We start from the raw sequence: 13,771 nt of genomic DNA on the forward strand, positions 1-13,771 counted from the left end.
AGGTGAGATGCTGGGTACCAGGAACTACAGACGAGGACACGAACATGGCCGACACAGCGCGAGCCCGGAAGCTGGCCGATGCGATCCAGGAGATCGTGGCGATCATGCTGGACACCCGGATCAAGGATCCCCGCCTGGGGTTCGTGACCGTCACCGATGTGCGGGTGACCGGTGACCTGCAGCACGCGACGATCTTCTACACGGTGCTCGGCGACGACGAGGAGCGCACCGGTACCGCAGCCGCGCTCGCTTCGGCGAAGGGGATGATCCGTTCCGAGGTCGGCAAGCGCACCGGAGTGCGCCTCACCCCCACACTGGAGTTCGTCCCGGACGCGATCCCGGAGACGGCGGCGCACCTGGAAGAAGCCCTGCGCAGCGCTGCCGAGCGGGACGCCGAGCTCGCCAGGATGCGGGAGAATGCCCACTATGCCGGTGAGGCGGATCCGTACCGCAAACCGGGTGAGCAGGACACCGGCGACGACGTGGCAGAACCCGCCCAGGAAGCGGCCGAGGAGGACACCGAACGCGGATGAGCGACGGGTTCCTCCTGATCGACAAAGCCCAGGGCTGGACCAGCCACGACGTGGTCGCCCGGTCCCGGCGCCTCTTGCACACCCGCAAGATCGGGCATGCCGGCACTCTCGATCCGATGGCGACCGGACTCCTGGTCCTCGGTGTGGGCCGGGCCACCCGGTTGCTCACCTATCTCGTGGGCGCCGACAAGCAGTACACGACCACCATGCGGCTCGGCCAGGCGACGGTGACCGACGACGCCGAGGGCGAGGTGACAGCGGCATCAGGCGTCGATGACGCCGAGAGCATCCAGGCCCGGCTCGAGGACGCTGTCGCGGAGCTGACCGGTCCGATTCAGCAGGTGCCCAGCTCGGTCAGTGCGATCAAGGTGGACGGCAAGCGGTCCTACGCACGGGTGCGCGGCGGTGAGCAGGTCGAGCTCTCCGCCCGACCGGTGACCGTGCACGCCTTCGACGTGCACGACGTCCGCGAGGCGAGGGCCGCTGACGGGACGGCCGTGCTCGACGTGGATGCCGCCGTCACCTGCTCCTCAGGCACCTACATCCGGGCACTGGCCCGTGACCTGGGCACCGCACTCGGCACCGGTGGCCACCTGACGGCGCTGCGTCGCACCCGCGTCGGACCGTTCGACGTCTCGCGCGCCGAGCCGCTCGAGGCGCACACCGCCGCACTGGATATGACCGATGTGACCGATGTGCTCCGCGCGGCCTTCCGGGTGCGCACCCTGTCCGAGGAGGAGACCCGAGAGATCAGATTCGGGCGTCGTATCGGTGCCACCGGAACCGATGCCGTGGTGGCCGCGTTGGCCCCGGACGGTCACGGTGTCGCCCTGCTGCAGGATGCCGAGGACCGGGCGCGACCGGTTCTGGTGCTTGATCCCGCCTGACGAGGAGTACCCGCAGGCGAGACTAGGCTGGTTCGCATGTCTACTCCTGCCGCTCCCGTCGACCTTCGAGACCTGGGCCGTAGTGGCCTCTCGGTCAGCCCGATCACTCTCGGCACCTCGAGCCTGGGCCGGGACGTCTCCCCGGGCGCGGCGGCCGAGCCGGAGGCGGTGAGCCTGGCCGCCGCGATGCTGCACGGCCCGTACGCCGTGGTGGACACCTCGAACGTCTACGCGGGCGGGCACAGCGAACGGGTGCTGGGGCTGGCACTGGCCGACACCGGCATCGCTCCGGGACGCCAGATCGTCACCAAGGTGGACGCCGATCCCGAGACTGGCGTGTTCGACCGGGACCGGGTGCTGCGTTCCTTCGAGGAGAGCCTGACCCGGCTCGGGATCGACCGGGTGGGCCTGCTGCACCTGCACGACCCCTACGGCGTGCCCTTCGAGGACGCCATGGGCCCCGGGGGTGCCGTCGAGGGTCTGCTGGAGCTGCGCGAGAGCGGGGCGGTGGACGCGATCGGGATCGCCGCCGGCAAGGTATCGGTGGTGAGCCGGTACGTGGCCAGCGACTGCTTCGACGTGCTGCTCACGCACAACCGCTACACCTTGCTGGAACGACGGGCGACCGTGCTCCTCGAGGCCGCCAAGGAACGAGGGATGGGCGTGTTCAACGCCGCGCCATTCGGCGGTGCACTGCTCGCGCGTGGTTCCGCAAGCGGTGCGACCTACGCCTACCGGGAGACGCCCGCCGAGGTCCTCGAGCGGGTGCGTCTGCTCGAGGAGATCTGTGCACGCCACGGCGTCGAGCTCGCGACGGCGGCCCTGCACTTCTCGTTGCGTTCCCCGCTGGTCGACTCCACCGTGGTGGGCATCTCCCGGCCAGAGCGCATCGCAGACCTGGAGGCGCGCCGTCAGCACGCCGTCCCCGACGAACTGTGGGCGGACATCGACGCTCTGGGTCCGCCACCGGCGGCTGTCGCCGACTGAGCGACGGGTTTCACCGATCGTCGTGCTCAGTGGCACCCTGGGACGGCACAGTTCCCCAGTCGGGGCGGGCAGAAGGGGAGGACACGAGTGGAGCGGTGGTACGGGATCGACACGGTCCCCGCCGACCTGACCGGCAGCGTGGTCACGATCGGGAACTTCGACGGCGTCCATCTCGGACACCGGGCGGTGCTCGCTGATGTGGTCGACACGGCTCACACGTACGGGGCGCGATCGGTCGCCGTCACCTTCGACCCGCACCCGGCGGCTGTGCACCGGCCGGACTCGGCTCCCGAACTGCTCACCGGCCTCACCGACCGGCTCGACCTGATCGCCGAGACCGGTATCGATGCGTGCCTGGTGATCTCCTACTCGGAGTCGTTCGCTGCGCAGTCGCCGAAGGAGTTCGTGCGGCACTGCCTGGTGGACGTGCTCCGGGTGCGATGCGTCGTGGTCGGTGAGGACGTCCGGTTCGGGCAGGGCAACAGCGGGGACCGGAGCACGATGGCTGAGCTGGGGGAGCGGCTGGGCTTCGATGTGCGCCTGGTGCGGGACGTCACTGCCGCCGACGAGCGCCGCTGGTCCTCGACCTGGGTGCGTGAACTGCTCGCCGCCGGTGACTGTGCCGGCGCCGCTGCTGTGCTGGGCCGCCCGCACCGGATGCGTGGACTGGTGGTGCACGGGCAGGCCCGCGGCCGTGAACTGGGATTTCCGACGGCGAACCTCGCCACCGATGCCAGCGGAACCGTTCCGGCCGACGGCGTGTATGCCGGCTGGCTGCTGCGCGATCCCGCCCGGGTAGGGCCGGGGGAGGCGGTGCGCCGGCCGGCAGCGATCTCGATCGGGACCAACCCGACCTTCGACGGCACCGTGCGTCAGGTCGAGGCGCATGTGCTGGGGCGGCGTGATCTGGATCTCTACGACGAGCAGGTCGTCGTGGAGTTCGTTCGCCGGCTGCGCCCCACCGTGCGCTTCGACGGGATCGAGGCGCTGGTGGAGCAGATGCGTGCCGATGTGCTCGAGGCTGCTGACGTGCTGGAGGTACCGCGACCGGAGCAGCTCCCCGCCGTGCAGTGACCGCGGGAGCGTGCGGCGGTGATATCCTGCTTAAGCCGTCAGATCGGCCGCGGATGCGTCATGCCCGGGTGGACATGCCCCGGTGCTCCGCGCAACGAACACACGAAGGAGAACCGTTGGCCCTGGAGCCGGAAGTCAAGAAGCAGATCATTGCCGAGTACGCCACGCACGAGGGCGACACCGGCTCCCCTGAGGTCCAGATTGCGCTGCTCTCGCGGCGGATCCGGGACCTGACCGAGCACTTCAAGGAGCACAAGCACGACCACCACTCGCGTCGTGGCCTGCTCCTGCTGGTCGGCCAGCGTCGTCGACTGCTGGGCTACCTGCGCAGCGTCGACATCGCGCGCTACCGTGCGCTGATCGAGCGCCTCGGCATTCGCCGCTGAACAACGACCGGCTCGGGCCTCTCGGCCCGGGCCGGTCGTTCGTCCAGGGGACATGCCACAACTGCATATCGAACAACCATTTCCGGGTTCGTTGGTCCTCGGTAGTGGCTTCCGGACAATGGGTCCGTGGGCCTCGATCGATGACCGCCGGGCCTTCACGAACGCACATGAAGGAGGGCACCCATGGAGGGTCCCGAGATCCAGTTCGCCGAAGCCGTCATCGACAATGGCTCCTTCGGCACCCGCACGGTCCGGTTCGAGACCGGACGCATCGCCAAGCAGGCGTCCGGCTCCGCCGTCGCCTACCTCGACGAGGACACGATGCTGCTGTCGACCACCACGGCCGGCAAGCACCCCAAGGACCACTTCGACTTCTTCCCGCTCACGGTGGACGTCGAAGAACGTCAGTACGCCGCTGGGAAGATCCCCGGCTCGTTCTTCCGCCGCGAGGGTCGCCCGTCCACCGAGGCGATCCTGGCCTGCCGCCTGATCGACCGTCCGCTGCGTCCGCTCTTCGTCAAGGGCCTGCGCAACGAGGTCCAGGTCGTCGAGACCGTCCTGGCGATCCACCCGGACGAGGCCTACGACGTGCTGGCCATCAACGCGGCCTCGATGTCCACCCAGCTCTCCGGCCTGCCGTTCTCCGGTCCGGTCGGCGCCACCCGGATCGCCCTCGTGGACGGTCAGTGGGTCGCCTTCCCGCGCTACAGCGAGCTGGAGCGCGCCGTGTTCTCCATGGTCGTCGCCGGTCGCATCGTGACCGCTGACGACGGCTCCGAGGACGTCGCCATCGCGATGATCGAGGCCGAGGCCACCGACAACGCCTGGACGCTCATCACCGAGCAGGGCGTGGGCGCCCCCACCGAGGACGTCGTGGCCGAGGGCCTCGAGGCCTCCAAGGCCTCCATCCGCGCGCTCGCGAAGGCGCAGATCGCCCTCGCCGGCCAGGCGGCCAAGGAGGTCCAGGAGTTCCCACTGTTCCCGGACTACGCGGCCGACGCCTTCGACGCCGTCGAGGCCGAGACGGCCACCAAGCTCGCCGACGCGCTCGCGATCGCGGGCAAGGCCGAGCGCGAGGCGCGCATCGACGAGATCAAGGACGCCATGCTCGGCGCCCTGCAGGACGGTTTCGACGGTCGCGAGAAGGAGCTGTCCGCAGCCTTCCGCCAGGTCACCAAGACCCTCATCCGCAAGCGCATCATCACCGACGGCTTCCGTATCGACGGCCGTGGTCTGCGCGACATCCGGCCCCTGTCGGCCGAGGTGGAGGTGCTGCCCCGGGTGCATGGCTCGGCCATCTTCGAGCGTGGTGAGACGCAGATCATGGGCGTCACCACGCTGAACATGCTGAAGATGGAGCAGCAGCTGGACACGCTGTCGCCGCAGACGCGCAAGCGGTACATGCACAACTACAACTTCCCGCCCTACTCCACCGGTGAGACCGGCCGGGTGGGCAGCCCCAAGCGTCGCGAGATCGGCCACGGTGCGCTCGCCGAGCGGGCCATCATGCCCGTGCTGCCCTCGCGTGAGGAGTTCCCGTACGCGATCCGTCAGGTCTCCGAGGCTCTCGGCTCGAACGGTTCCACCTCGATGGGCTCGGTCTGCGCCTCCACGCTGGCACTCCTGAACGCCGGTGTGCCGCTGCGCGCTCCGGTCGCCGGAATCGCCATGGGACTCGTCTCGGACACCATCGACGGTGAGACCCGCTATGCGGCGCTCACCGACATCCTCGGTGCTGAGGACGCCTTCGGAGACATGGACTTCAAGGTGGCCGGCACCCGGGAGTTCATCACCGCGATCCAGCTCGACACCAAGCTCGACGGGATCCCGGCGCACGTGCTGACCAGTGCGCTCACGCAGGCCCGCGAAGCCCGCCTCCACATCCTGGATGTGATGGCCGAGGCCATCGACACCCCGGACGAGATGGCGGTCACGGCTCCTCGGGTGATCACCGTCCAGGTCCCGGTGGCAAAGATCGGTGAGGTCATCGGCCCGAAGGGCAAGATGATCAACCAGATCCAGGAGGACACCGGCGCCGACATCTCCATCGAGGACGACGGCACCGTGTTCATCGGAGCCACCGACGGCCCGTCGGCCGAGGCGGCGCGGCAGGCGATCAACGCGATCGCGAACCCGCAGATGCCCGAGGTCGGGGAGCACTTCATCGGCACGGTCGTCAAGATCATGTCCTTCGGCGCATTCGTCTCGCTCTCCCCGGGCAAGGACGGTCTGCTGCACATCACCCAGGTGCGTCGCCTCGTCGGCGGCAAGCGTGTGGAGAGCGTGGAGGACGTGCTCTCGGTCGGCCAGAAGATCGAGGTGGAGCTCGCCGAGATCGATGATCGCGGGAAGCTCTCCCTGCACGCGGTGATCGAGGAGGACCAGCAGGACTCCGCCGACGCCGAGGGTCAGCCTGCCGACGCAGCGAACTGAGCTGAGGTACTCCAGACGGGACGGTGCACGGATGCCTGAGTTGATCCTGGGCCCGGCGGGAACGCCGGGCACGGAGCTCACCGTGGAGACCGATGCGGGCGCCCTGGTGCGCCGGTCGGTGCTCCCCGGTGGTATCCGGGTGCTGACCGAGGCGATGCCCGGTCAGCGCTCCGTCGCCATCGGAGCCTGGGTGGCCGTCGGTTCTCGTGACGAGACCGACGGCCACCACGGCTCGACGCACTTCCTTGAGCATCTGCTGTTCAAGGGAACCCCCAGCCGGGACGCGATGGCGATCGCGTCAGCCTTCGACGGCGTCGGCGGGGAAGCGAACGCTGCCACGGGCAAGGAACACACCTGCTACTTCGCCCGGGTGCTGGATGTTGACCTGCCGATGGCAGGAGAGGTGATCCTCGACATGGTCACCTCGGCCACTCTGGATGTCGAGGAGTTCGCTGCCGAGCGCGAGGTCATCCTCGAAGAGCTCGCGATGAACGAGGACGACCCGGGCGATGTCGCCCAGGAGCGGTTCGCCACGCAGGTGTTCGGCGCCCATGCGCTGGGCCGTCCGATCGGCGGTACACCGGAGACGATCCGGGCCGTTCCGCGCGACGCCGTCAACGAGCACTACCAGCGCACGTACGTTCCCGGTGAGCTGGTGGTGACGGCCGCCGGAAGCGTCGATCACGACGCACTCTGCGCCCAGGTTCTCGAGGCAGTCCGGGCAGGCGGGTGGGAGCTCGATGCGGACGCCAGCCCGGCGCCGCGCCGCGAAGCCAGCGCGCTTGCCGCGCTGGAGGGATTCCCGACCGAAGGGTCGACGCAGATCGTGCATCGGGTCACCGAGCAGGCGAACGTGCTTCTCGGTGGTCTCGGGCTGCCGGCCGGCGACGATCGCCGGTTCGTGCTGGCCGTGCTGAACGCCGTGCTCGGGGGGTCGATGAGCTCCCGGCTCTTCCAGGAGATCCGAGAGAAGCGGGGGCTCGCCTACGCCGTCTTCTCCTTCTCGGGCGGCTTCGCCGATGCGGGGATGTTCGGCTTGTATGCCGGCTGCGCCCCGGGGAAGGTCGAACAGGTCGTGGACCTCCTCGAGGACCAGTGGCGAGTGCTCGCCGCCGAGCCGATCGAACCTGACGAACTGGAGCGAGGCATCGGGCAGGTGTGCGGGCAGCTGGTGCTCGGGCTGGAGGACACCGGGTCCCGGATGTCGCGGCTCGGCCGGATCGAGATCAGTACCGGTGAGCTGCTTACCGTCACCGAGACGCTGGACCGGGTCCGCGCTGTCACCGCCGGACAGGTCCGGGACCTCGCCGCCGAGTTGCGTGCCCAGCCGCGCCACCTCACGGTGGTGGGACCGTTCGCCGACCACGAGGTACACGGCGCCGCCCAGTTCGAGAAAGGAATCGTCCATGTCTGAGAGCCCACGGACTCGTGTGGCCGTGCTCGGCGCTGCCGGCCGGATGGGCTCGTGCGTGTGTGACGCCGTCACCGGTGCCGATGATCTGGACCTGGTCGCACGGCTCGACGTCGGGGACGATGTCGCCGCCTTGGCAGGACGTGCCGACGTCGCGGTGGACTTCACGGTTCCGTCGGCCACTGAGGCCAACGTGCATGCGCTCATCGATGCCGGCGTGCACCCCGTGGTCGGCACCACCGGGTGGGACGAGTCCGCACGGCAACGGGTTCGGGACCATCTCGGTGAGGTGGACGGTCTGGGCGGGTTGATCGCGCCGAACTTCGCCCTCTCGGCCGTGCTGGCGATGCGTTTCGCTGCTCAGGCCGCTGCCTACTTCGAGTCGGTGGAGATCATCGAGCTGCACCATCCGGCGAAGGTGGATGCGCCGTCGGGCACTGCCGTGCACACCGCTCAGGCCGTCGCCCGGGCCAGGCAGGGCATGCCGGCCGCTCCCGATGCGACCGAGACGAGCCTGGAGGGCGCTCGTGGCGCCCTGGTGGACGGCGTCCCGGTGCATGCAGTGCGCCTTCGAGGGCTGGTGGCGCACGAGGAGATCCTGCTCGGCAATCCCGGAGAGCAGCTCACGATCCGCACCGACAGCTTCGACCGGTCCTCCTTCATGCCCGGCGTGCTGCTCGCCGTCAGGACGGTGCGCTCCCGACCTGGACTGACCGTGGGCCTGGACGGCTACCTCGACCTCAGCGTCTGAACTACCATCACGCCATGACCATCGAGTCCGCGGTGGAGCAGGACTTCGCCGCGATCATCGCTCCCTACCGTCGGGAGATCTTCTCGCACTGCTACCGCATGATGGGGTCCGTGCACGAGGCGGAGGACCTGGTTCAGGAGACCCTCCTGCGTGCCTGGAAGGGGTACGCCGGATTCACTGGTGCTTCCTCGGTGCGCACCTGGATCCACCGGATCGCCACGAACACCTGTCTGACGGCGTTGGAGTCCCGGCAGAAGCGCCCGTTGCCGACCGGGCTGGGCGCACCGGCCTCGGGACCTGACGACCTGGTCGAGGCCGACATGATGTGGCTGGAACCTGCGCCTGACGCCGTGTTGGACAGCCGCAGCGATCCCGGCACGCTGGCGGAGTGGCGCGAGTCCGTCCGCCTCGCGTTCATCGCGGCCCTGCAGCACCTCCCGCCCAGGCAGCGGGCTGTCCTCGTGCTACGGGACGTGCTCTCCTGGCGCGCGGCGGAGGTTGCCGAGGCCACCGGCGTCACCGTGGCGACCGTGAACAGTCTGCTGCAGCGCGCCCGTCGGACGATCGCCGACCTCGCACCCACCCGTGAGGCGCTCGTGGAACCGGCTTCCCCGGACGAGCGGGCGGTGCTCGACCGGTTCGTGGCCGGCTTCGAGAACTATGACGTGGATGGTCTCGTCGAGCTCTTCACCGACAGCACCGTCTGGGAGATGCCACCGTTCCAGGGCTGGTACCAGGGCGCTCAGACCATCGGCGCTCTGATCGCCAGGAACTGCCCGGCCACCGGACCGGGGGAGATGGTGCTCGTGCCCACCCGCGCCAACGGACAACCAGCGTTCGGCGTCTACATGCGTGGTGAGGACGGTGTGCACCGCCGGTTCCACCTGCAGGTGGTCGACGTCGACGGTGATCGGATCGCGCACGTGGTGGCGTTCTTCGACACCACCTTGTTCGACACCTTCGGGCTGCCCGCTGAGCTGGACCGGCGCTGACGGCCGGTCCGAGCCGATCAGAGCAGGGCCGACCACGCCGCTTCGTGCACGCGGGACTCGGCCACCTCGAGCACACGCCGCACCCCGATCGGTTCGAGGCCGGCAGAGGAGAGGAAGTCCTCCCGTGCGCTGTCTCCCTCGATCGCCCAGGCGCGTAGGTGCGTGGCACCGGTCACACGCAGGATGTCGGTACAGGCGGCGAGCAATCTCGAGCCGTGCCCGGCGCGCGCATGCTCCGGGTCCACCTCGAGGGCGACGATCTCGCCGGTCTCTCGGGTCTGTGGGGCCGGCGCGAGCGCGGCGAATCCGACGACCTTCGGTCCGTCGCAGGCGGTGAGCATCCGGTGCTTGGCCGACGGTGGCTCGTTGATGGCGCTGCGCCACGCGGCGGCGAACTGCTCCGGATCGAGCGCGTCGAGTGCTGACGGCGGAACGAGCCCGCCCAGTGCCGCTCGCCACGCCTGCACGTGCACCACCCCGAGCGTGGGTGCGTCTCCCGTGACGGAGGGCCGGACAGAGACGTCGGCCTGCAGGCCGTGCTGGTGTGCCATGCCTCCAGGGTAGGCACTGAGGCGGTAACGTCATCCCCATGTCCAGCACGTCGCGTCCCCCGCGTACCTTCGGTTCCGTCAGCGTCGCCATGGTGACGCCGATGAAGCCAGACGGCACGATCGATATTCCCGCCGCGCGCCGACTCGCCCGACACCTGGTGAACTCGGGCGCGGACGGCCTGGTGCTCAACGGCACCACTGGTGAGTCGCCGACGACCCACCAGCCGGAGAAGGACGAGTTCGTCGCCGCCGTGGTGGACGAGGTCGGTGCGGAGGCGATGATCATCGGCGGCGCCGGTTCGAACGACACCGCGCACGCTGTCCGGATCGCTGAGGCCGCCGAGCGCACCGGTGTGCACGGCATCCTCGTGGTGTCTCCGTACTACAACCGCCCCTCCCAGGAGGGGGTGTACCGGCACCTGCGTACGATCGTGGAGTCCACCAGCCTGCCCGCGATGCTCTACGACATCCCTGGCCGCACCGGAGTGGCGATCGGTGACGAGATCCTCGACCGGCTGGCCGAGCACCCACAGATCTATGCCGTCAAGGACGCCACCGGCAACGTCGCCCAGGGCTTCGACCGGATGCGCCGCACCGGGTTGGAGTACTACTCCGGGGACGACAACCTGAACCTCGCCTGGCTGGTGCACGGCGCCTCTGGCCTCGTCTCGGTGGTCGGCCACCTGGAAGCGGGGCGCTACGCCGAGATGGTGCGCGCTGTCGACAGCGGTGACCTGTACACCGCCCGGGACTTGTCCGCCTACCTTGCCCCCGTCGTCGAGTCCCTCATGGGCGGCGGCCAGGGTGCGGTGATGGCCAAGGCCGCCCTGCAGTTGCAGGGCCACCTCACGCACCGCTCGGTGCGCTCCCCGCTGGTGGAGGCCAATGCGGCCGAGATGGCCGACCTGCGCACCGCCCTGATCCTGCACGACCTACTTGAGGATGCCGATCGATGAGCCACCCCCACCCCGACCTCAAGCCTCCCGGGCCCCTGGCGCAGGGAGCGCTGCGCATCGTTCCCCTCGGAGGGCTCGGTGAGGTCGGGCGGAACATGGCGGTGCTGGAGTTCGCCGGCCGTCTGCTGGTGATCGACTGCGGCGTGCTCTTCCCCGAGGACCACCAGCCCGGGGTCGACCTGATCCTGCCGGACTTCAGCTACATCGAGGACCGGATGGACCAGGTCGAGGCCATCGTGCTCACGCACGGTCACGAGGATCACATCGGTGCTGTCCCGTACCTCCTGCGATTGCGCAAGGACATCCCGATCGTGGGCTCCAAGCTGTCGCTCGCCTTCATCGCCGCCAAGCTCAAGGAGCACCGGATCAAGCCGGTGCTGCGTGAGGTGGCCGAGGGGCAGAGGCAGAAGGTCGGGCCGTTCGACCTGGAGTTCGTGGCGGTGAACCACTCGATCCCGGACGCTCTGGCCGTCGCGGTACGTACGCCGGCAGGGATGGTGCTGCACACCGGCGACTTCAAGATGGATCAGCTTCCGCTGGACTCGCGCATCACCGATCTCCGCGCTTTTGCCCGCCTCGGCGAAGAGGGCGTGGACCTGTTCATGACCGACTCCACGAACGCCGAGGTGCCGGGGTTCACCACCTCCGAGCGGGACATCGGTCCGGTGCTGGACGGCGTCTTCGCCCAGGCCGAGGGCCGGATCGTGGTGGCCTCGTTCTCCTCGCACGTGCACCGCGTGCAGCAGGTGCTCGATGCCGCCCATGCCCACGGTCGCCGAGTGGCGCTGGTGGGCCGGTCCATGGTGCGGAACATGACGATCGCCTCCGAACTGGGCTACCTCAAGGTGCCGGACGGGGTGCTGATCGACGTCAAGAAGATCGACGACCTGCCCGAGGACCGGATGGTCCTGATGTGCACGGGCTCCCAGGGGGAGCCGATGGCGGCGCTCTCCCGGATCGCGAACCGCGACCATCGGGTCTCGGTGGGTCCGGGCGACACGGTGATCCTCGCGTCCTCCCTGATCCCCGGCAACGAGAACGCGGTGTTCCGGATCATCAACGGGCTGATCCGCCTCGGGGCCAAGGTGGTGCACCAGGCCAATGCGCGCGTGCACGTCTCTGGGCATGCGTCGGCCGGTGAGCTGCTCTACTGCTACAACATCGTGCGTCCGAAGAACGTGATGCCGGTGCACGGTGAGGTCCGGCACTTGGTAGCGAACGGGGCGCTCGCGGTGAAGACGGGCGTCCCGCCGGAGCGGGTGGTGCTTGCCGAGGACGGCGTGGTGGTCGATCTCGTGGACGGGAAGGCCAGGATCGCCGGCGCGGTCCCGTGCGGGTACGTCTATGTGGATGGATCCTCCGTCGGCGGGGTGACCGAGGCCGAGCTCAAGGACCGTCGCATCCTCGGTGAAGAAGGGTTCATCTCGATCTTCGCCGTGGTCGACTCCTCCACCGGCGCCGTGGTGGCCGGACCCGAGCTGCATGTGCGTGGCGTGGCCGAGGGGGAGGACAAGCTGGCCGAGATCGTGCCGGAGATCACCAAGGCGTTGAAGGAAGCCGCCGAGGGTGGCAACGCCGATACGCATCAGATGCAGCAGGTGGTGCGCCGGGTGGTCGGTCGCTATGCCTCGAGCCGGCTGCGGCGGCGGCCGATGATCATCCCGGTGGTCGTGGAGTCCTGATCTGTTGATCAGCTGGTGCCCGTCCTGAGGTCGTGCGCGGCGGTGCCGAGCAGCGCGGCCCGGTAGCGCTGGTCCTGCTCGTCGGCGTCGCCCGGCAGCAGGCCGGCCAGCTCGAGCCCGACCAGGCCGTGCACGAGCGCCCAGAGCCGCAGCGCTTCGGTCTCGACGTGCGCGTCGTCGGTGTCCGGGTGCACCCGGGCGACCGCGGTCACGAGCACCCTGAACGTGGGGTGCGCGGTGCTATCGGTCCCGGAGCGTAGGGTGCCGGGACCGAACAGCACCCGGTAGAAGTGCGGGTCGGCGAGGGCACTGCGCCGATATGCCAGCCCCAACTCGAAGAGGTCGGCCGACGGATCGTCGCTCGGTGCCACGGACTGCAGGTGTTCCGCGAACCGCGTGAAGCCCTCGTCCACCACAGCGTGCACGAGCTCGTCCCGCCCGCCGAAGAGCGTGTACACGGCGGCTGTGGTGGTCTCCGCGGCGCCGGCGAGCTGCCGCAGCGAGAACCTGTCGGCGCCATGGGTGGAGATCAGCCGCGAGGCATGGTCGAGCAGGCGTCGTCGAACGGCGTCGTCGTACTGGCGAGGTCTGGCCACACCGACGAGGGTACCCCTTGACAAGGGTTCTCACACGCTGTTTGCTAACAGTGTTAGGAAACAGCGGACCGCGAACGAAGGATGTGCCGTGCTGACCCTTTCCACCGATGCCCAGACCACCGCGGGAATCGTGCTGCTCGCCGCGGTGACGGTGACCTCCGGCGGCGCCTTCCTCGCCCGCGTCGCTAGCGGCGGGGTCCCGGCGACGGAGTTCCAACGGTCCTTCTACCGCGCCGGGCATGGCCACGCGGGCATCCTGATCGTCTTCGGTCTGGTGTGCCTGCTGCTGGCCGAGTCGACGGCGCTCACCGGGTTCTGGCTCTGGCTCGCCCGGTCCGGGGTGCTGGTCGCCGCGATCGTGATGCCGGCCGGCTTCTTCTTCTCTGCGATGGGATCAGGGCGAACCTCGCCGAACCGCTGGGTGTTCCTGATCGTGGCCGGCGGCGCTGTGCTGGTCGCCGGACTGGTCACGCTCGCAATCGGCCTGCTCGCCTGAGTCACGATCGGTGAGCAGGCTCGCCTTCGCCCACCC

General features: G+C 69.1%; 14 protein-coding genes. 12 read left to right on the forward strand and 2 right to left on the reverse strand.

Annotated features, from left to right (window positions below):
* The first annotated feature begins 44 nt into the window (after positions 1-44).
* The 9 genes from rbfA (at position 45) to BLU77_RS04380 (ending at position 9,454) form a co-directional block, all read left to right on the forward strand.
* Positions 45-533, forward strand: coding sequence for a 30S ribosome-binding factor RbfA (rbfA, locus tag BLU77_RS04340; RefSeq protein ID WP_089771855.1), 489 nt, complete (start codon positions 45-47; stop codon positions 531-533).
* Entirely contained in the window at positions 530-1,420 is an 891-nt protein-coding gene (gene truB / locus BLU77_RS04345) for a tRNA pseudouridine(55) synthase TruB (protein ID WP_089771856.1), read from the forward strand. Before rbfA ends, truB begins: the two co-directional genes overlap by 4 nt.
* Before the next feature lie 36 nt (positions 1,421-1,456).
* Positions 1,457-2,407: an aldo/keto reductase gene (locus BLU77_RS04350; protein ID WP_089771857.1), complete on the forward strand. Its 951-nt coding sequence runs from the start codon at positions 1,457-1,459 to the stop codon at positions 2,405-2,407.
* Between the two features lie 87 nt (positions 2,408-2,494).
* Positions 2,495-3,481, forward strand: coding sequence for a bifunctional riboflavin kinase/FAD synthetase (locus tag BLU77_RS04355; protein WP_089771858.1), 987 nt, complete (start codon positions 2,495-2,497; stop codon positions 3,479-3,481).
* Between the two features lie 116 nt (positions 3,482-3,597).
* A complete protein-coding gene (gene rpsO / locus BLU77_RS04360) occupies positions 3,598-3,867 on the forward strand; it encodes a 30S ribosomal protein S15 (RefSeq protein WP_089771859.1) in 270 nt (89 codons plus the stop codon).
* A 183-nt stretch (positions 3,868-4,050) separates the two neighbouring features.
* Positions 4,051-6,300: a polyribonucleotide nucleotidyltransferase gene (locus BLU77_RS04365; protein ID WP_089771860.1), complete on the forward strand. Its 2,250-nt coding sequence runs from the start codon at positions 4,051-4,053 to the stop codon at positions 6,298-6,300.
* Between the two features lie 31 nt (positions 6,301-6,331).
* Complete coding sequence (locus BLU77_RS04370; RefSeq protein WP_089771861.1) at positions 6,332-7,714, forward strand: M16 family metallopeptidase; 1,383 nt, start codon at positions 6,332-6,334, stop codon at positions 7,712-7,714.
* Positions 7,707-8,462, forward strand: coding sequence for a 4-hydroxy-tetrahydrodipicolinate reductase (dapB, locus tag BLU77_RS04375; protein ID WP_089771862.1), 756 nt, complete (start codon positions 7,707-7,709; stop codon positions 8,460-8,462). Before BLU77_RS04370 ends, dapB begins: the two co-directional genes overlap by 8 nt.
* Before the next feature lie 14 nt (positions 8,463-8,476).
* Positions 8,477-9,454, forward strand: a complete 978-nt coding sequence (locus tag BLU77_RS04380; protein WP_089771863.1) for a sigma-70 family RNA polymerase sigma factor — start codon at positions 8,477-8,479, stop codon at positions 9,452-9,454.
* A gap of 17 nt (positions 9,455-9,471) precedes the next feature.
* Here the strand turns inward: BLU77_RS04380 and BLU77_RS04385 are convergent, their stop codons facing one another.
* A complete protein-coding gene (locus BLU77_RS04385) occupies positions 9,472-10,005 on the reverse strand; it encodes a GNAT family N-acetyltransferase (RefSeq protein ID WP_089771864.1) in 534 nt (177 codons plus the stop codon).
* Positions 10,006-10,043: 38 nt separating this feature from the next.
* Here BLU77_RS04385 and dapA point away from each other — a divergent pair, with 38 nt between their 5' ends.
* Complete coding sequence (gene dapA, locus BLU77_RS04390) at positions 10,044-10,961, forward strand: 4-hydroxy-tetrahydrodipicolinate synthase (protein ID WP_089771865.1); 918 nt, start codon at positions 10,044-10,046, stop codon at positions 10,959-10,961.
* Positions 10,958-12,643, forward strand: coding sequence for a ribonuclease J (locus BLU77_RS04395; protein WP_089771866.1), 1,686 nt, complete (start codon positions 10,958-10,960; stop codon positions 12,641-12,643). The genes dapA and BLU77_RS04395 overlap by 4 nt, the downstream gene beginning before the upstream one ends.
* 8 nt (positions 12,644-12,651) lie before the next feature.
* Here the strand turns inward: BLU77_RS04395 and BLU77_RS04400 are convergent, their stop codons facing one another.
* On the reverse strand, positions 12,652-13,239 hold the full coding sequence (locus BLU77_RS04400) for a TetR/AcrR family transcriptional regulator (protein WP_089771867.1): 588 nt from the start codon (positions 13,237-13,239) through the stop codon (positions 12,652-12,654).
* Positions 13,240-13,327: 88 nt separating this feature from the next.
* Between BLU77_RS04400 and BLU77_RS04405 the strand changes: the two genes are divergently transcribed.
* Positions 13,328-13,735 carry a hypothetical protein gene (locus BLU77_RS04405; protein WP_089771868.1) on the forward strand — a complete coding sequence of 136 codons (408 nt, stop codon included), beginning with the start codon at positions 13,328-13,330 and terminating at the stop codon, positions 13,733-13,735.
* The last annotated feature ends 36 nt before the right edge of the window (positions 13,736-13,771 follow it).

This window comes from Ruania alba (assembly GCF_900105765.1).
GTDB classification, from domain to species: Bacteria; Actinomycetota; Actinomycetes; order Actinomycetales; family Beutenbergiaceae; genus Ruania; species Ruania alba.